The 18123-nt window shown below is 66.6% G+C and carries 20 protein-coding genes; 11 read left to right on the top strand and 9 right to left on the bottom strand.

The genetic code is table 11. The features are described 5' to 3' along the window. Positions 1 to 30: 30 nt before the first annotated feature. The 3 genes from ACZ46K_RS14650 to ACZ46K_RS14640 all read right to left on the bottom strand — a co-directional run bounded on the left by ACZ46K_RS14650 (position 31) and on the right by ACZ46K_RS14640 (position 3109). Positions 31 to 1191, bottom strand: a complete 1161-nt coding sequence (locus ACZ46K_RS14650; protein ID WP_054805348.1) for a M20 family metallopeptidase — start codon at positions 1189 to 1191, stop codon at positions 31 to 33. Then, the gene (locus ACZ46K_RS14645) at positions 1188 to 2348 is read right to left on the bottom strand and encodes a M20 family metallopeptidase (RefSeq protein ID WP_464748939.1); all 1161 of its coding nucleotides are present in this window, start codon (positions 2346 to 2348) and stop codon (positions 1188 to 1190) included. Before ACZ46K_RS14645 ends, ACZ46K_RS14650 begins: the two co-directional genes overlap by 4 nt. A 62-nt stretch (positions 2349 to 2410) precedes the next feature. Then, positions 2411 to 3109 carry an enoyl-CoA hydratase/isomerase family protein gene (locus tag ACZ46K_RS14640; protein ID WP_464748937.1) on the bottom strand — a complete coding sequence of 233 codons (699 nt, stop codon included), beginning with the start codon at positions 3107 to 3109 and terminating at the stop codon, positions 2411 to 2413. 65 nt (positions 3110 to 3174) lie between these two features. Between ACZ46K_RS14640 and ACZ46K_RS14635 the strand changes: the two genes are divergently transcribed. Further along, entirely contained in the window at positions 3175 to 3972 is a 798-nt protein-coding gene (locus ACZ46K_RS14635; protein ID WP_464748935.1) for a purine-nucleoside phosphorylase, read from the top strand. Further along, complete coding sequence (locus ACZ46K_RS14630; protein ID WP_464748933.1) at positions 3969 to 5465, top strand: phospho-sugar mutase; 1497 nt, start codon at positions 3969 to 3971, stop codon at positions 5463 to 5465. Before ACZ46K_RS14635 ends, ACZ46K_RS14630 begins: the two co-directional genes overlap by 4 nt. 8 nt (positions 5466 to 5473) lie before the next feature. Here ACZ46K_RS14630 and ACZ46K_RS14625 read toward each other — a convergent pair whose 3' ends face one another. Together ACZ46K_RS14625 and upp are read right to left on the bottom strand one after the other, a co-directional pair. Then, on the bottom strand, positions 5474 to 6169 hold the full coding sequence (locus ACZ46K_RS14625; protein WP_054807722.1) for an MspA family porin: 696 nt from the start codon (positions 6167 to 6169) through the stop codon (positions 5474 to 5476). A 178-nt stretch (positions 6170 to 6347) separates the two neighbouring features. Continuing rightward, a complete protein-coding gene (gene upp, locus ACZ46K_RS14620; protein WP_054807721.1) occupies positions 6348 to 6971 on the bottom strand; it encodes a uracil phosphoribosyltransferase in 624 nt (207 codons plus the stop codon). A 90-nt stretch (positions 6972 to 7061) separates the two neighbouring features. Between upp and ACZ46K_RS14615 the strand changes: the two genes are divergently transcribed. The 5 genes from ACZ46K_RS14615 to ACZ46K_RS14595 all read left to right on the top strand — a co-directional run bounded on the left by ACZ46K_RS14615 (position 7062) and on the right by ACZ46K_RS14595 (position 10501). After that, positions 7062 to 7421 (top strand): type VII secretion target, encoded by a 360-nt coding sequence (locus ACZ46K_RS14615; RefSeq protein ID WP_464748930.1) that lies wholly within the window; start codon positions 7062 to 7064, stop codon positions 7419 to 7421. Continuing rightward, the gene (locus ACZ46K_RS14610; RefSeq protein WP_464748928.1) at positions 7421 to 8437 is read left to right on the top strand and encodes a C40 family peptidase; all 1017 of its coding nucleotides are present in this window, start codon (positions 7421 to 7423) and stop codon (positions 8435 to 8437) included. The genes ACZ46K_RS14615 and ACZ46K_RS14610 overlap by 1 nt, the downstream gene beginning before the upstream one ends. 78 nt (positions 8438 to 8515) lie before the next feature. Then, a complete protein-coding gene (locus ACZ46K_RS14605) occupies positions 8516 to 8851 on the top strand; it encodes a hypothetical protein (RefSeq protein WP_464748926.1) in 336 nt (111 codons plus the stop codon). A gap of 66 nt (positions 8852 to 8917) precedes the next feature. Then, the gene (locus tag ACZ46K_RS14600; RefSeq protein WP_464748924.1) at positions 8918 to 9217 is read left to right on the top strand and encodes a YbaB/EbfC family nucleoid-associated protein; all 300 of its coding nucleotides are present in this window, start codon (positions 8918 to 8920) and stop codon (positions 9215 to 9217) included. A gap of 57 nt (positions 9218 to 9274) precedes the next feature. Beyond that, a complete protein-coding gene (locus ACZ46K_RS14595; protein ID WP_464748922.1) occupies positions 9275 to 10501 on the top strand; it encodes a primosomal protein in 1227 nt (408 codons plus the stop codon). Positions 10502 to 10544: 43 nt separating this feature from the next. Here the strand turns inward: ACZ46K_RS14595 and ACZ46K_RS14590 are convergent, their stop codons facing one another. The 3 genes from ACZ46K_RS14590 to ACZ46K_RS14580 are packed head-to-tail and all read right to left on the bottom strand — an operon-like array spanning position 10545 to position 13347. Beyond that, positions 10545 to 11633: an adenosine deaminase gene (locus ACZ46K_RS14590; RefSeq protein WP_054806614.1), complete on the bottom strand. Its 1089-nt coding sequence runs from the start codon at positions 11631 to 11633 to the stop codon at positions 10545 to 10547. Positions 11634 to 11651: 18 nt separating this feature from the next. After that, complete coding sequence (locus ACZ46K_RS14585; RefSeq protein WP_464748920.1) at positions 11652 to 12935, bottom strand: thymidine phosphorylase; 1284 nt, start codon at positions 12933 to 12935, stop codon at positions 11652 to 11654. Next, positions 12928 to 13347 (bottom strand): cytidine deaminase, encoded by a 420-nt coding sequence (locus tag ACZ46K_RS14580; RefSeq protein ID WP_464748918.1) that lies wholly within the window; start codon positions 13345 to 13347, stop codon positions 12928 to 12930. The genes ACZ46K_RS14585 and ACZ46K_RS14580 overlap by 8 nt, the downstream gene beginning before the upstream one ends. 253 nt (positions 13348 to 13600) lie before the next feature. On the opposite strand from ACZ46K_RS14580, the gene sdhC reads away from it, so the two are divergent. The 4 genes from sdhC to ACZ46K_RS14560 are packed head-to-tail and all read left to right on the top strand — an operon-like array spanning position 13601 to position 16996. Next, complete coding sequence (gene sdhC / locus ACZ46K_RS14575) at positions 13601 to 14008, top strand: succinate dehydrogenase, cytochrome b556 subunit (RefSeq protein ID WP_464748916.1); 408 nt, start codon at positions 13601 to 13603, stop codon at positions 14006 to 14008. Position 14009: 1 nt separating this feature from the next. After that, positions 14010 to 14450: a succinate dehydrogenase hydrophobic membrane anchor subunit gene (locus ACZ46K_RS14570; protein ID WP_054806613.1), complete on the top strand. Its 441-nt coding sequence runs from the start codon at positions 14010 to 14012 to the stop codon at positions 14448 to 14450. 15 nt (positions 14451 to 14465) lie between these two features. Beyond that, positions 14466 to 16217 (top strand): succinate dehydrogenase flavoprotein subunit, encoded by a 1752-nt coding sequence (gene sdhA / locus ACZ46K_RS14565; RefSeq protein ID WP_464748914.1) that lies wholly within the window; start codon positions 14466 to 14468, stop codon positions 16215 to 16217. After that, a complete protein-coding gene (locus ACZ46K_RS14560; RefSeq protein WP_054810517.1) occupies positions 16217 to 16996 on the top strand; it encodes a succinate dehydrogenase iron-sulfur subunit in 780 nt (259 codons plus the stop codon). Before sdhA ends, ACZ46K_RS14560 begins: the two co-directional genes overlap by 1 nt. Before the next feature lie 78 nt (positions 16997 to 17074). Here ACZ46K_RS14560 and yhjD read toward each other — a convergent pair whose 3' ends face one another. Beyond that, complete coding sequence (gene yhjD / locus ACZ46K_RS14555) at positions 17075 to 18109, bottom strand: inner membrane protein YhjD (protein ID WP_464748912.1); 1035 nt, start codon at positions 18107 to 18109, stop codon at positions 17075 to 17077. Between the last annotated feature and the right edge of the window lie 14 nt (positions 18110 to 18123).

Here is an 18123-nt window from a genome sequence, read left to right as displayed (position 1 = left end):
CGGGGGAATCCGCACCGCCCCACGAAGGAGCTATCCGACCGCGCCGAGCGCAAGGTTGGTCAGCACCCGCACACCCACCGGCAGTGCCCGTTCGTCGAGATCGAACGTCGGCTGGTGGATGTCGAGCTCAGGGCCGGAACCCGACCACACACCCAGGCGCCCCATCGCACCGTGGACCTGTTCGAGATACCACGAGAAGTCCTCGCCTCCACCTGATTGCGGGGTGTCGGACAGCGTGTCGGGTCCGGCTGACCGGATCGCATCCTCGAACATCCGGGACGAGATCTCGTCGTTGACGACGGGCGGCACACCGCGGCGGTAGTGCAGTTCGTAGCTCACCCCGGTGGGAGCAAGGAGGCCGTGCACGATCTCGCGGACCATCGGTTCGAGTAGTTCCCAGGTCTCGTGGTCGCCGGTGCGGACCGTGCCGGCCAGCATTCCCGTGCGCGGGATGGCATTCGGCGCTTTGCCCGCGCTGACGGCACCCCAGACCATGACGGTGCCCGTGCGTGGATCGATCCGCCGGCTGAGCATGCCCGGGAGTCCGGTGATCACGGTGCCCAGTCCGTAGACGAGGTCGCCGGTGAGGTGCGGCCGCGATGTATGTCCGCCGGGTGAATCGAGGACGAGTTCGATGGTGTCGGCGGCCGAGGTGATCGCGCCGACGCGCATGCCCACTTTGCCGACCTCGAGCCGCGGGTCACAGTGCAGCGCGAAGATGCGCGAGACCCCGTCGAGCCCTCCGGCCGCAACGACATCGAGAGCACCGCCGGGCATGACTTCCTCGGCGGGCTGGAACACCAACCGGACGCCGACGGGCAGTTCGGGAATCGACGCGAGCGCGAGACCCGCCCCGAGCAGCACGGTGGTGTGTGCGTCGTGGCCGCACGCATGCGAGACACCCGGAACGGTCGACGAGAAGTCGAGGCCCGTCATCTCCTGCAGCGGAAGGGCATCCATGTCGGCGCGCAGAGCGATCCGTGGCCCGCCTGTCGGCCCGACGTCGCAGATCAGACCGGTCCCCCGCGGCAGCACCTTGGGTGCGAGTCCGGCGGCAGTCAGCTTCATTGCAACGAATTCGGTGGTGGCGTACTCCTGCCGAGCCAGCTCGGGGTTGGCATGGATGTGGCGGCGCCAGGCGATCAGGTCGTCACCGTGCTCGGCGAGCCACTTCTCGACATACGGGTTCATCGGCGGCTTACCTCTTCGAGGAGGCGAGCACGCTGAGCGGGATCGATGGCAGCGCGGGTGGCGGTCGCGGCGAGTGCGCGGGCTCCGTCGAGGAGGGCGAGATCGGCGGACTCGGTGATACACGCGGCCGCGAATGCTTCCTGGTGTGTGACGGCGCCACCCGAGTCGAGACCGATGACGGGGTGTATTCCTGGCAGAACGTTCGTCACGTTTCCCATGTCGGTGCTGCCCAGCGGGCGGAACCCTTCCTCTTCGACGGGCAGCGGTGCGCGCCCTAGACCGATGATCTCTTCACGATATGCCTGCACCAGCCACGGGTCCGGAGTGAGTTCGGTGTAGGTGGGCGACACGGTCCGGATGCTGTGGGTGCATCCGGCAGCGAGTGCGCCGGCCGCGAAGCAGTGCCCTGCACGTTCTCGGAGATCATCGAGCAGGTCTGCGGTGGTCGCGCGCAGGTAGTAGAGCATCTCGGAGTGCCCGGGCACGATGTTGGGCGCGGCTCCGCCGTCGCTGACGATGCCGTGGATCTGCTGACCGGGAATCAGGTGTTGTCGCATGAGTCCGACCGCGACCTGCGCGACGGTTGCCGCGTCGGCCGCATTGCGCCCGTATTCGGGCGCCGCGGACGCATGTGCTTCCCGTCCGGCGTAGGACACGGCGATATCCGCGAGCGCGAGCGATGTTGCCCCGGTGATGTCGAACGGTCCGGGATGAACCATCAGGGCTGCGCCGACGTCGTCGAACTCTCCCCGCTCGAGCATGAGGACCTTGCCACCACCGGTTTCCTCGGCGGGAGTGCCGATGACGCGGACGGTGACGCCGAGTTCGTCTGCGAGCGCAGCCAACCCTATCCCGGCACCGACGGCCGCGGCGGCGATGATGTTGTGCCCGCATGCGTGCCCGATTCCGGGAAGCGCATCGTATTCGGCGCAGAACGCGAGGACGAGTTCACCGCTGCCGTATCGGGCGTCGAATGCGGTGGGAAGGTCGGCGACGCCGGTGCGGACCTCGAACCCGGCGTCACGTAGGACCTCGACGATCTTGGCGGCGCTGCGGTGTTCGTCGAACGCCAGTTCCGGCTCGGCGTGGATCGAATGCGACAGTGCGATCAAGGTGTCTGAGGCAGCCTCGATCGCACTGTCGGATTCGGTCGTCACGATGCCCAGTCTGTCATGCCGGACGGGCGCATCCGACGATGCCACGCAACCCCGGGCGATGATCAGCCGAGCCGGAAGTTGGACTCGTCCGTCTTCGTCTGCAGCGCCTCGATCAGCGGCGCATGCAGGCCGCGCTTGATTCCGCCCAGGTTCTTGCCGCGGGTCGAGGTCAACGCCGCAGCCTTCTCGACGGCCGCTGCGAGGACTCGGTCACCGTCCACGTGCTGCTCGGCGATGCCGGCGGCAACTGCGTCGACGCCTCCGAATCGGCGACCGGTGGTCATCGCTTCGACCGCGGTCCGGATGGGAAGCCGCTCCCGCATCAACGTGGACATTCCGACGGTGAACGGCATGTTCAGGTTCACCTCCGGAAGGCACCAGAAACCACGATCAGCGCGCATCACCCGAAAATCGTGGGTGAGGGCGAGCATCGCGCCTGCTCCGAAGGCGTGCCCCTGCACGGCGGCGATCGTCGGCATCTGGAAGGTCAGGATCCGCACGAAGAGTTCGTGCACCGAGTCCAGGTATCCGGGCAGGTCTGCCAAGTTGCCGAAGATCCAGTCGGTGTCGAGCCCGTTGCTCCAGAACTTCCCGGTTGCGGCAGTGACGAGGGCTGCGGGGCCCTCGTGCGCCTCGACGTCGTCGAGCCGACGGTGCAGTTCGATGAGCATGTCGGGGTGGAAGCGGTTCTCGTTGACCTCTTCGCCCTGGTTACCGAGATACAGGACGAAGACGTCGCCGTCACGTTCGAGGTAAGGCATGACCGCGAGAATACCCCTATTCCTACTCGTGAGTAACTTTCGAGTTGCCGCTAGGGTCTGACCTCATGGGAACACCCGAGATCCTCGATCCCGCCGCCGCGGCCGACCTCGTCGCCGAACGCACAGGCATCACCGAACACACCATTGCCGTCGTCCTCGGTTCGGGCTGGCGCGCCGCAGTCGACCGCTTCGGCGAACCCACCGCAAGCATTCCGATGGGTGACCTCCCCGGCTTCGCGCCACCCACCGCGGCCGGACACCCCGGCACCGTGTACTCGTTCACCGTCGGCGACAATGCGGTGCTCGTGCTCGCGGGACGCACCCACGCCTACGAGGGCCACGACCTGAGCCGGGTCGTCCACCCGGTACGCACCGCAGTCGCCGCGGGAGCGCACACCGTGATCCTCACCAACGCCGCGGGGGGTGTCGATCCCGATCTCGGAGTGGGACAGCCCGTTCTCATCTCCGACCACCTCAATCTCACCGGCCGCTCGCCTCTCGTCGGCGCCCAGTTCGTCGACCTCGTCGACGCGTACTCCCCCGAGCTGCGGGCACTCGCCCGCGAGATCGACCCCACGTTGCGCGAGGGCGTCTACGCCGGACTGCCCGGGCCTCATTACGAGACGCCCGCCGAGATCCGGATGCTGCGCATCCTCGGCGCGGATCTCGTGGGCATGTCGACGGTGCACGAGACCATCGCGGCCCGGGCGGCCGGTGCGCGTGTCCTCGGCCTCTCGCTGGTCACCAATGCCGCCGCGGGCATCACCGGTGAGCACCTCGACCACGCGGAGGTCCTCGCCGCGGGGCGAGAGGCCGCGACCCGCATGGGTGATCTCCTGCGCGATCTGGCGGCTGGGCTGTGACCCTCCGGTTCGGGACCGCGGGGCTGCGCGGTCCCGTCGGCGACGGACCGGACTGCATGAACGTTCCCAACGTCGTGCGCACCACCGCGGGCCTCGCGGCATGGCTCGTCGGACAGGGACATCGAGGCGGCACAGTCGTGGTGGGACGCGACGCACGCACCGGCTCCGCCGAGTTCTTCACCGCGACCACCGAGGTGCTCACCGCCGCGGGATTCGACGTCGTCGCTCTACCCCGACCACTCCCGACGCCGGTCACGGCATACGCGGTGCGCGAGCTGAATGCGGTTGCAGGAGTTCAGATCACCGCATCGCACAATCCCGCCTCCGACAACGGATACAAGGTGTATCTCTCGGGTGGTGCCCAGATCGTCGAACCCGCCGACAGGCAGATCGAGGCGGCGATCGACGACGCACCGGACGCCGACTCGGTTCCTCGCACGGCGGTGGTGACCTCGCGGGGCGACCTCGTCGACCGCTACCTCGCGCGGGTGGCGTCGTTGCCACGCTCGCCGCATCGGGACCTGACGATCGCGTTGACACCGCTGCACGGCGTCGGAGGCGAGACGGCGGTCGCCGCACTGCACGCGGCCGGGTTCACCGATGTGCACGTCGTCGCGACGCAGTTCGAGCCCGATCCCGCGTTCCCGACGGTCGCGTTCCCGAACCCGGAGGAACCGGGCGCCGTCGACGCCGTGCTCGAACTCGCTGCCGACGTCCACGCCGACATCGCGATCGCGTTGGATCCGGACGCCGATCGCTGCGCGGTCGCGATTCCCGGCCCGACGGGATGGCGGTTGCTTCGCGGTGACGAAACCGGCGTGCTGCTCGGCGACCGGATCCTCGAGAACGCACCGGCCGGGTCCCTGGTGGCGACGACTATCGTCTCCTCGACCCTGCTCGGCACACTGGCCGCCGCGCGCGGAGCCCGATTCGCGCAGACCCTCACCGGCTTCAAGTGGCTCGCCCGAGCCGGCGAGGGTCTCGTCTACGCGTACGAGGAGGCAATCGGGCACTGTGTCGACCCCGATGCCGTACGTGACAAGGACGGAATCGGTACGGCAGTCGTGGTCGCTGATTACGCAGCCGAACTGAAAGCGTCTGGCCGCTCCCTCGCCGACGCACTCGACGCCCTGCACCGCGAGTTCGGGTTGCACGTGGGCGACCAGGTGTCGATCCGCGCCACCGATCCCGCACAGATCGACTCGATCATGGCCGGACTGCGAGCCGACCCCCCGTCCGAACTGGCTTCAGAACCCGTGACCGCCACCGACCTTGCGACCGATCCTGGACCGTTGAACACCGACGCGCTCGTCTTCGAAGGTGCAACAGTCCGCGTGGTGGTCAGGCCCTCGGGCACAGAGCCGAAACTCAAGTGCTACCTCGAATCAGTGGCTCGGGGCGGCGAGCGCGGGGCGGCGAGCGCCTCGCTCGAGGCACTGCGCCACTGGGCCGGGAATCTGCGCAACCGGGCATTCGGGCCCGCCCCCGAATAGACCGTGGGTCAGAATCGGTGCGGCGCACCGTACGTGATGACCACATCATTGGACGACGTGACCGCTTTCGCGTAGGGCCGCAGCGTGACCGGACCGAGCGCACCGGACACCGAACCGTGGATACCCGCGAACCGCACTGTTGCGGTGTCACCGTCGAATACTTGCTCCTCGACGATCGGCACATCGGTGATGCCGCCGGGCTGGAGTTCGACCTCGAGCTCCTGCTCCGGAACGATCGAGGCACCCCAGTCGTTTCCGGTACCGAGGTCGACTCCCACTGCCAGGTCCGGGATGATCTCCACCCCCAGGTTCGCGCTGTTGTTTCCTCCGACGTCCAGCCCCGGGGTGATGATGTGAGCGATTGCACCGGGTAGCGCGGCCGGGTAGCCGATCTGGTATCCAACGGTCAGTTTCGTGCCCGTCGCCTGTGCCGCTTCGTAACCCGTGATGCGGACGGATGTCGTTCCGTCTGCAAAGAATTCGACACTGAGCGGCGAGCTGTCGAGTGGTGGGTACCACTGGATCGAAGTGTCGGCCTGCGTCACTTCGATCGCGCGGCCACCTTCGAGTGGGAGGATCCTGGAGTTGTCGACGGCTGCGCCCGCGGCGGCCGGGTTGGCGAACACGCCGAGTGTCGCGGCCGCACCGAGTACAGCGAGTCGGAGAGCCGGCTTCTTACATGCGTAGGAGAGTTTGTTGCGCATCGCATTTCCCTGTTCCGCAGAGGTAAATCGTCGCAACGGACGTTGCGAACAGCCAGCAGCGTAATGGCGCGATGTTGCCCCACGCAGCGAAGCCGATCACCGTTCAATCACGAATCAGAAACGCTCTTGCGTCACACCAGGACCATTGGTCACATACGTAACATACCCCTAGCGGGTATCAACGCGGTCCGAACTGGCGATCGCCGGCGTCGCCCAGACCCGGAACGATGTACTTCGCCTCGTTGAGTCCCTCATCGATCGACGCGGTCACCAGACGAACCGGATGCCCCGACGCAGCGAGCGTCTCGACTCCCTGCGGCGCCGCCACCACGCACACCGCGGTGATGTCGGTCGCGCCTCGCGACGCCAGCATGTCGAGCGTCTGCACCATCGAGCCCCCGGTCGCGAGCATCGGGTCGAGCACGAACACCGGCAGCCCCGACAGGTCCTCGGGCAACGACTCCAGGTACGGCACCGGTTCGAAGGTCTTCTCGTCGCGTGCCAGACCCACGAAACCGACCTGAGCCTGCGGGATGAGAGCGTGCGCCTGCTCGACCATGCCGAGCCCGGCACGCAGAACCGGGACGAGCAACGGCGGTTGCTTCAACCGAACGCCGGTCGTGACGGTCACGGGTGTCCGAACCTCGAACGTCTCGACCGGCGCCTCGCGCACCGCCTCGTAGATCAGCATCTGGGTGAGCCGGCGCAAAGCGTGCCGGAAGGCAGCGTTGTCGCTGCGTTCGTCCCGCAGGATCGTGAGCAGGGAAGAAGCGAGCGGATGGTCGACCACGAGCGAATCCATGAATCGAAGGATAGAACGAGGGAACCGCGGGGCCGTCCGGTGCGTCGAAACAATGTGACACACGTCCAACGGTGAACGAGGAGACACGCGGTGCCCCACCCAGAGACCGACACCGGAACACTTCATGCCGATACCGAGGTGATCGCGGGATTCGGCCGCGTCGCCGCCGGCCTCGCCGAACAGATCGACCAGGCTGCACTCCAGACCAGGACGACCGACCCCGCCGGGCTCACATCCCTGCTCGGCCCGGTCGGCGCCGGCTTCCTCGCGGCGTTCATCGCCGCACACGACGGCCACTCCCGCGAACTGGACCGGATCCGCGAGGTCCTCGCGGGGATGGGCGCGACAGCGACGCTGACCGCGGCTGCGTACGACCGCACGGAGAACGAGACGGTCACCGCACTGCGTAACACTGCCGACAGGTTCGACATCTCCGAGACCGTCCAGTGATGGCCGGGGTGGGGGCAGACGCCCTCGTCGCACCGCTGCACGATCTGCTCGGAGTCTTCGGCTCCGATGTGCCACCGGGTTCGGACCCGGGCAGCGGCGTGCGCGCCGGATGCGCGATCGCGGAGGAAGCGCAGGCAACGTGCCGAAGTGCGCTCGCAGAACTCTCGTGGGGGTGGACCGGTACCGCCGCCGAAGCCGCGCTCGGCAGCGGCGAGAGAATCCTCGCCGACACCATCGGTGCCGTCGACCAGGGGATCGAGCTCGCCACCAGCGTCCTCGACGCCACGGTCGTCGTGGTCACCGGCGCGGTCGAGTTGAAGCGCATCATCGACTCGTTCGTCGCGCTTGCCCAGCAAGCAGCACCCGCGCTGGCCGTCCCGCAGGGGCAATTGATGCTGATCACCGCCGCGATCGAGCACATCTCCCAGGGCCTGGGCGTGCTCACGCGGGTGGTTGCCGCGCTCGGCGAGCTCACCGCGACGGTGACCGCGTTGATCCCCGAGCCACCCGCGGGGGCAGCGATACCGGGCGAGGGCGACACGGTGTCTGCCTCGTCCGGGACTCTGTCGACGGGATCCGGTGAGATATCCACGATGGGCGGCTCGGCACCCGGGGCAGGTGGCGGCGTCGCGGTGACTCTGCCCGATGGCACCGTCGCCCATGCTCCGAACCCGACCGCCGCCGAAGCCGTCCGTCGCGCACTCGACCAACAGGGAACTCCGTACGTCTGGGGTGGCACCACTCCGGGTCGCGGACTCGACTGCAGCGGCCTGACACAGTGGGCATACGGGGAGGCCGGTCTCGAGATTCCGCGACTCGCGCAGGAACAGGACATCGGAACGCCTGTCGACTCCGGGTCCGTGCTGCCGGGCGACCTCGCAGTCTGGGACGGGCACGTCGCGATGGTCGTCGGGGGCGGGATGATGGTCGAAGCAGGCGACCCCGTCGCCGTGACCCCCATCCGGACCACGAACGGTGAGATGGGGTTCCAGGGCTTCTACCGGCCTACGGAGTAACGGTGAAGCCCGAAGGTGTGACCCGAACCTCCCCGCGCCCGAGGGAACCGATACGCCGCCCGATGCGTCCAACCGTGTATGGACACCGACAAGACGATCCCCGTGACGGCCACTGCGCAGAACGCTGCCGGCACGATCCGGGTCCGCGCCACCGACGAAGGCCTGCCGATCGACCTGCGCATCGACCCGCGAGAACTGCGGTTCGGGGCGGCACAACTCGCCGAGGGCATCGTGGCGCTGAACCGGCGGGCCGCGCTCGAAGCGGCGATTCTGCGGCGCGAGCAATTGTCCGCTCAGGGCGTCCACAACGATGTCCTCGACCGGATGGGCATGCCCACCCGCGACGACCTCCCCGATCTCGAACACGACGACGGTCGTGGCATGCACCCGACCTGGATGCACCGGCCCCTGTAGTTCCTGCAACCGAGCAGTTCCTGCGACCGCGAACCCGACACCACATCAACGGAAGGACGACAGGTCATGAGCGAACACCAGGTCGAAGAAATCGTCGACCGCGTACGCACCCGACTCGGCGCGCTCGAGCACACGCTCGACGGACTCGGCACGGTACGCGGATCCGCGAAGAACGAGGACGGCAGCATCGTCGCGCACGTCGACGGTCGAGGCGCCCTGGCGGGTCTGGAACTGGCAGATTCGGTGACTCGGCGCGACGCAGCAGAACTCGGGGCCGAGATCCTCGCGACCGTTCACGAGGCCGCGCGCCGAGCAGGCGCGGAACGCACCCGACTGCTCCAAGACCTGCGGAGCGCGCTCGGGTGACGCTTTTCTCCCCTCCCGCGCTATATCTTCGGCGCCGACATGGTTAGGCTTCGCGCCATGGCTGGAGACATCGTCCCGATCGAACTCGGTCTCACCGACGGCGACCTCGTCACCTTGTGGGCGCCGAAGTGGCGCGAAGGTGACGACGAGTGGGAGGCCTTCCTCGGCCACGGCGACGACCTGTACGGGTTCCCATCGGTCGCGCACCTCGTCGCGTTCGTGCGCGCGAACAACGACAACGATCTCGTCGAGCATCCGGCGTGGCCGGTCGTGTCGAAGCTCGCCGCCATCGAGTTCGAGCCCGACGAGGCTCACGCGTTCGATCTGATCGGAGTCCCGGAGCTCGTGGCCGGCGATCTCGACCCGGTCTTCGTCTCGGAACTCCAGGACACCTTCGACATCGTCAGCATCCTCGGCGACGTGTGTGAGCTCGATGTGGTCACCAAATTCTTCGAACGCCCCGAAGTGGACACAGTCCTCAGGTACGGCGTCGCGGCGTTCGACGACCGCACCGGCGCGGACCTGTGGAACAAACTCGGTGCCGCGGTCGTCGAGGACTGGGATGCTGTGATCGACGCGCTCGACGCGGTCGTCACGACCCCGGACACCGATGAGGCTGCCCTATCGGAGATCGAGTCGGAACTGGTCGCGGTCGACGAGAACGACGTCGAGGCGGACGACGCGGTCGACGATGCCGAGGACGACGAATACGAGTACGTCGACGACGAGGCGGGCGATGATTTCTGGGCGTCCGTCGGCATCGACCCCATCAAGATCATCACCACCGAGGGCACGTGGTTCACGTTGCGTTGCTACCTCGACGACGACGCCGTGTTCCTCGGATCCGAGGGCTCGATCCTCGTGTTCGGGTCCGAACGCGCGCTCGGCCGGTACCTCGCCGACAATCACGACCACGATCTGGCACCGCTGGAGACGTACGAGGCCATCCGCCACGCCGCCACGGACGGCTCGCTCGAGGTCGCGGTCACCGAGGACAACGTCTACGTACTCACCGGCATCGCCGACGACATCGCCGAGGGCGTCACCGCGGTCGATCCCGAGCAGATGGAACTCGCCGTCGAGCTGTTCACCGATGCCGCGAACTACGTCGGCGAGGACGCGACCGACGCGGCACTCGCCGCCTCGACAGAGCTGGGCTGGTTCGTCAACTATGTGATCGAGCCGGATTCGAGCAGGCTCGCGCCGAGCGCACCGTTCGATGCGGAGGCCGTCGCGTGGCGCGACCTCGAGCGCGAGTTCGAGGCCCACCTTCGCAAGCTGTGAAACGGTCAGCGCGTTCCGCGCGGTCGAGTACCGAGCCGGGTACTCAGCCGACGAGCACTGCGTAGCCGGGTTTGATCACGTCGTCGATCAGTTCGAGGCGTTGATCGAACGGGAGGAACGCCGACTTCATCGCGTTGATGGTGAAGCGCTCGAGATCCGACCACCCGTAACCGAACGCCTCGACCAGTCGGGTCATCTCCCGCGTCATCGTGGTGTCGCTCATCAGTCGGTTGTCGGTGTTGACTGTCACTCGGAAGCGCAGTCGAGCGAGCAGGTCGAAGGGGTGCTCCTCGATGGTCCGCACGGCACCGGTCTGCACATTGGAGCTGGGACACAGTTCCAGCGGGATCCTCTTGTCCCGCACATAGTTCGCGAGTAGCCCCAGGGTTGCCGTGCCGTCCGCGTGGACGGTGATGTCGTCGACGATGCGCACTCCGTGCCCGAGACGGTCGGTGCCGCAGAACGCGACCGCCTCATGGATCGACGGCAAGCCGAACGCCTCACCGGCGTGAATGGTGAAGTGTGCGTTCGCGGCGCGCGTGTACTCGAAGGCGTCGAGGTGCCTGCTCGGAGGATTTCCGGCCTCGGCGCCCGCGATGTCGAATCCGACGACCCCACGATCGCGGAACCGCACGGCCAGTTCGGCGATCTCCCGAGACCGTGCGGCATGCCGCATTGCGGTGAGCAGGCACCCGACCCGAATGCGTCGCCCACTTGCCGCTGCCACCTCCGACTCCCCCGCACGGAACCCTTCGAGGACATGCTCGACCACACGGTCCAGACTCAGACCGCGCTCGAGGTGTTGCTCGGGTGCGAACCGGATCTCGGCGTGGACGACGCCGTCCTCGGCGAGGTCGATGACACATTCGCGCGCGACCCGCTCGAGCCCCTCGGGGGTCTGCATCACCGCGACGGTGTGCTCGAAGGTCTCCAGGTAGCGCTCGAGCGACCCGCTGTCGGCGGAGTCACGGAACCACGAGGCGAGCCCGCCTGCCGTATCGGCCGGCAGGTGATGACCGCAGTCATCGGCGAGTTCGAGGATCGTGTCGGGCCGTAGCCCGCCGTCCAGGTGGTCGTGCAGGACCACTTTCGGCGCGAGCCGAAGCCGCGCCCCTCCCGGCTTCTCGTTCATGCTCCGGACGGTAGTCGCCTACCCGGTGATCCGCTCGATGACGAGGGGGCGCTTCGCGGCCTGCTCGGCCCCGATCAGCACCCCGCCGTGCAGGGCGGCGAGTGCCGCCGGGAACGCACCCGGGGTATCGGTGTGCAGCGTGGCGATCGGCTGTCCGGCACGGACCGAATCCCCCACCGTGGTGTGCAGTTCGACGCCTGCTCCCGCCTGCACCCGACTCCCCTGTTGTGTCCGCCCGGCCCCGAGCCTCCACGCCGAGAGCCCGACTGCCAGGGCATCGAGACCGACGAGGACGCCGTCCGACTCGGCGTACACGGTCTCGGTGTGGAGCGCGGTCGGCAGCGGCGCGTCGGGGTTACCGTCTTGCGCCGCGATCATCGAGCGCCAGCGGTCCATCGCGGATCCGTCGCGTAACCGGTCGGCAGGGTCGATGTCTTCGACGCCCGCCGCGGCCAGCATGTCGCTCGCGAGCGCGAGGGTGAGCTCGACGATGTCGGCGGGCCCACCACCCTCGAGCACCTCGATCGCCTCCCGCACTTCGAGCGCATTGCCCGCGGTGCGCCCGAGCGGCGTGTCCATCCGGGTGAGCAGCGCGGTGGTGATCAGTCCCGCATCGGTACCCAGCTCCACCATCGTCCGGGCGAGTTCGCGCGCCTCACCGAGTTCCTTCATGAATGCCCCACTACCGACCTTCACGTCGAGGACCAGCGCGCCCGTGCCCTCGGCGATCTTCTTGCTCATGATCGAACTGGCGATGAGGGGGATCGATTCGACGGTTCCGGTCACGTCGCGCAGCGCGTAGAGCTTGCGGTCGGCTGGGGCCAGGTCGGCGCCGGCGGCACAGACGACGGCACCGCCGGCGGGGTCGGTCAGGATCTTCGCCATCTCGGCAGTGCTCAGGTCGGCGCGCCAGCCGGGAATCGATTCGAGTTTGTCGAGCGTGCCTCCGGTGTGTCCGAGCCCGCGGCCCGACAGTTGCGGTACCGCAACTCCGCACGCGGCAACCAACGGCGCGAGGGGAAGGGTGATCTTGTCCCCGACCCCTCCGGTGGAGTGCTTGTCGACGGTGCGCAGGCCCAGACCGGTGAAGTCGAGTCGCCGGCCCGAGTCGATCATCGCCGTCGTCCAGCGCGAGGTCTCGGTGCGGCTCATTCCCCGGAAGTAGATGGCCATGGCGAGCGCGGACATCTGCTCATCGGCAATGATCCCGTGGGTGAACGCTTCTATCACCCAGTCGATTTCGGATCCGGTCAGCTCGAAGCCGTCACGCTTGCTTCGGATGATCGAGGTGATTTCAGGCATGGTCAGCACCGTCGGGCCTGGTCGCGGCAAGATCCTCGGGACCGAAGGCATCGGGAAGGAGTTCCGACATCGGGCGGGCACCGGCGGTGGTGTCGACGAGCAGGCCGGGGCCGCCGTGTTCCAGGAGGACCTGCCGGCATCGGCCGCACGGCATCAGTAACGCCCCGCGCGCGTCGCACACGGCGACCGCTCGAAGGCGACCCCCACCACCGGAGATCAAGTTACCGACGAGTACGCATTCGGCACAAAGACCCAACCCGTGTGAGACATTTTCCACATTGCAGCCGCTCACCGTCCTGCCGTCCAAGGTGAGAGCAGCGGCCCCCACCGGAAACTTCGAGTAGGGCGCATAGGAATGCCTCATAGCTTCATGTGCATTGGCGCGCAAGGACTTCCAATCAATTTCCGGCACAATTCCACATCCTTCCATGGTGGCCTACGCAACGATTCGACGCCCCCACCTCCCGCGATCACAGTTGGAAAGGCAAACCTAACTTACGATTTCACTCCGGTACGAATCAGCCCGGAGATTAGTTCCCGGCTTTGCGATGGGTTTAGAGTCATGCCAAGTCGGTTCAGGTTTCACGTCGGGCCCGGTACTGCGGTTTTCCACAGGCGAGAGCGGCTCGACGCGTCCACCATTGACGTTGGAGGCACAGCACTCGATGAGCAGCACGACTGAAGCCGCCCCCGCACCCGCGGGGCGCACACGGTCGCTATACCGGGGGGACCCCGGCATGTGGTCCTGGGTTCTACACCGGATCACCGGCGTGGCGACCTTCTTCTTCCTATTCGTTCACGTCCTCGATACCGCGCTCGTCCGGGTCAACCCCGAGACCTACGACGCGGTCATCGAAACCTACAAGAACCCGATCGTCGGCCTGATGGAGCTCGGCCTGGTGGCCATGGTGCTCTACCACGCCCTGAACGGCTTGCGCGTCATGCTCGTCGACTTCTGGTCCAAGGGCCCGAAGTACCAGCGCGTGATGCTCTGGACGATCCTGGCGATCTGGTTCGTGGTGATGATCCCCTCGACCATTCGCATCTTCTACAACATGTTTGCGGGGCACTGACATGACCGAAGCGAAGTCACTCGGCACCACATACGACCGTCCGGCCAGCCTGGACAACCCCCGCTCGCCTCGCAAGACCGCGAAGAACAACTTCGAGCTCTACGCGTGGATGTTCATGCGCCTGTCCGGCGTCGCGCTGATCATCCTGGTGCTCGGCCACCTCCTGATCATGCTGATGCTCGACGACGGCGTTCACCGCATCAATTTCGCCTTCGTCGCGGGTCGCTGGTCCAGCCCGTTCTGGCAGGTCTGGGACCTGTCGATGCTGTGGCTCGCACAGCTGCACGGCGGCAACGGCCTGCGCACGGTCATCGCGGACTACGCACGCAAGGACTCCACCCGGTTCTGGCTCAACACGATCCTGGTCGTGTCGATGATCCTGATCATGGGCCTGGGCACCTACGTGATCTTCACCTTCGATCCCAACATCGTTGCGAGCTAGGGGAGTCAAGACTTCATGCAGGAACATCGTTATGACGTGGTCATCGTCGGTGCGGGTGGCGCAGGAATGCGCGCCGCGATCGAAGCCGGCCCCCGGGCCCGCACCGCGGTTCTGACCAAGCTCTACCCCACTCGCAGCCACACCGGCGCCGCACAGGGTGGCATGTGCGCCGCCCTGGCGAACGTCGAGGAAGACAACTGGGAGTGGCACACCTTCGACACCGTCAAGGGCGGCGACTACCTCGCCGACCAGGACGCCGTCGAGATCATGGCGAAGGAAGCCATCGACGCGGTCCTCGACCTCGAGAAGATGGGTCTTCCGTTCAACCGCACGCCCGAGGGCAAGATCGACCAGCGTCGATTCGGTGGCCACACCCGCGACCACGGCAAGGCTCCGGTCCGGCGCGCATGCTACGCAGCAGACCGCACGGGTCACATGATCCTGCAGACGCTGTACCAGAACTGCGTCAAGCACGACGTCGAGTTCTTCAACGAGTTCTACGCGCTCGACATCGCGCTGACCGAGACCGAGAACGGTCCGGTCGCGACGGGTGTCATCGCCTACGAGCTCGCCACCGGTGAGATCCACGTCTTCCACGCGAAGTCGATCGTGTTCGCCACCGGCGGCTCGGGTCGCATGTACAAGACGACGTCCAACGCCCACACCCTCACCGGTGACGGCCTGGGCATCATCTTCCGCAAGGGCCTGCCGCTCGAGGACATGGAATTCCACCAGTTCCATCCGACAGGACTCGCCGGACTCGGCATTCTCATCTCGGAAGCGGTCCGCGGCGAGGGCGGCATCCTGCGCAACGCCGACGGCGAGCGCTTCATGGAGCGGTACGCCCCCACCATCAAGGACCTCGCCCCCCGCGACATCGTCGCGCGCTCGATGGTTCTCGAGGTGCTCGAAGGCCGCGGCGCCGGACCGAACAAGGACTACGTCTACATCGACGTGACCCACCTCGGCGAGGACGTCCTCGAGGAGAAGCTCCCCGACATCACCGAGTTCGCGCGCACCTACCTCGGCGTCGACCCGGTCACCGAGCTCGTTCCGGTGTACCCGACCTGCCATTACGTCATGGGCGGTATTCCGACCAACGTGCAGGGCGAGGTCCTCCGCGACAACGACACCGTCGTCCCCGGCCTGTACGCCGCCGGTGAGTGTGCGTGCGTGTCGGTGCACGGCGCCAACCGTCTCGGCACCAACTCCCTGCTCGACATCAACGTGTTCGGCCGCCGCGCCGGCATCGCTGCCGCCGAGTACGCGAACAGCCACGAGCATGTGGACATGCCGGAGACCCCCACCGCGTACGTCGACGAGTGGCTCGACCGCATCCTGCATGCCGGTGGCAAGGAGCGCGTCGCGGACATCCGTCGCGATCTGCAGCAGTCGATGGACAACAACGCTTCGGTGTTCCGCACCGAAGAGACGCTGACGCAGGCGCTCAACGATGTCCACGAGCTGAAGAAGCGCTACAAGGAGATCACGGTCCACGACAAGGGCAAGCGCTACAACAGCGACCTGCTCGAGGCCGTCGAGCTCGGCTTCCTGCTCGAAATGGCCGAGGTGACTGTCGTCGGTGCCCTCAACCGCAAGGAATCACGCGGCGGTCACGCACGCGAGGACTACCCGAACCGGGACGACGCGACCTACATGAAGCACACCATGGCATACAAGGTGGGCGAGGACCTGATCTCCGACATCCGCCTGGACTACAAGCCGGTGGTCCAGACCCGGTACGAGCCCATGGAGCGTAAGTACTGATGACAACTCTCGAGAAGAACGACAACGCCACCGTGTCCGAGCTGCCTCCCGTGCCCGAGGGCGCGACCATGGTCACGCTCAAGATCGCCCGGTTCAACCCGGAGGACGACAAGGGCCAGCACTGGGATTCGTTCCAGGTCCCCGCGCTTCCCACCGACCGGATGCTCAATCTGCTGCTGTACGTGAAGGGCTACCTCGACGGCACCCTCACCTTCCGCCGCAGCTGCGCACACGGTGTCTGTGGCTCCGACGCGATGCGGATCAACGGCGTCAACCGCCTGGCCTGCAAGATCCTGATGAAGGACATGCTGCCCAAGGACGGCAAGCCGGTCACCATCACGATCGAGCCCATCCGCGGCCTTCCCGTCGAGAAGGACCTCATCGTCGACATGGAGCCGTTCTTCGACGCGTTCCGCGCCGTCAAGCCGTTCCTGATCGCGACCGGCAACGAGCCGACCCGCGAGCGCATCCAGTCGCAGCACGACCGCGCGCGTTTCGATGACACCACCAAGTGCATCCTGTGCGCGTGCTGTACCACCTCGTGCCCGGTGTACTGGAGCGACGGCAGCTACTTCGGTCCCGCTGCCATCGTCAACGCTCACCGCTTCATCTTCGATTCGCGTGACGAAGGTGCCGCCGAGCGTCTGGACATCCTCAACGACAAGGAAGGTGTGTGGCGCTGCCGCACCACCTTCAACTGCACCGACGCGTGCCCTCGCGGCATCCAGGTGACGAAGGCGATCCAGGAAGTCAAGCGCGCGCTGATGTTCGCTCGCTGATCTCCAATACAGAATGCGGGCCGGCTCCTCATGAGCCGGCCCGCATTCTGTTTTCATCGGGATTGATCCCGGGCGCCGTCACTTACGACGCAGCCTGGCCCCCGCAAGCGCCCCACCCACGACACCGGCGCCGAGCAGAGCCAGTCCCCCGCGCACCCCCGGCCCTTCCCGGACCTCGACGCGTGGGGTGATCACCGCGGGATCCGGTGCGGGAACGTGCGCAAGTGCGAGGCTCTCCTTCGTCGACGCGGCGAACGCCGTGCAGAACAACACGAGCTGCGCGGTGATGTTTCCGAACACGAGGATGCCGAGAATCGGGCCGAACGCAACACCCGCAGGACCCTGGAGGACCCTCTCCAAGTAGATCGAACCGACCTGTTTGAGGATCTCGAATCCGATGCCCGCGATCACGCCGGCCAGGATCGCACTGCGAAACGGGACCGGTTCACGCGGCAGTCGGGCGATGACCCACGTGAACACCGCACTCGTGGCGACGACCGCAATGAGGAGCGCGGCGATACGCAGCAGCACACCCACACCGACAATGTTCTCGACGTTCAGGAACTCCACGATCCACCGCATCACCGGCCCGCTGCTGACCGCCGACAACGCCAACGACACGACCATCGCGAGACCCAAACTGATCAGTGCACCGCCGTCCTTGAGCTTGACGACGAGGAAGTTGCCCTTCTCGCGCGGGTTGTCCCACATGGCAGTGAGCGCGTCACGCAGGTTCGCCATCCAGCCGAGGCCGGCATACGACGCGGTGATCAAACCGATGACACCCACTGCACCGCGGGAATCGATCGCAGAATCGATGATTCCCTGGACCGTGCCACCGAGTTCACCGGGGATGTTCTCGGTGATTGCATCGCTGATCTGCTCGAGCATCTCCGGCCGACCGGCGAGGACGAAACCGGCGATCGAGAACGCGACCATGATGACCGGGACGATCGCGAGGACCGTGAAGTATGTGAGACCCGCGGCGTAGTAGCTGCCCTTGTTCTCCTGATATCGCATACCGGAACGCACCAGATGGTCGAGCCGCGGCCGGGCCGCACGTTGGCGTTCGAGGAATCCGGGCTTGTTGTCGACGTCGGGGCCACCGACCATCTGGGTCTCCTTAC

It is taken from the genome of Rhodococcus sp. JCM 9793, from assembly GCF_055380405.1.
The sequence above is the reverse complement of the archived record's forward strand: the minus strand, read 5'-3'. Positions and strand labels throughout refer to the sequence as shown.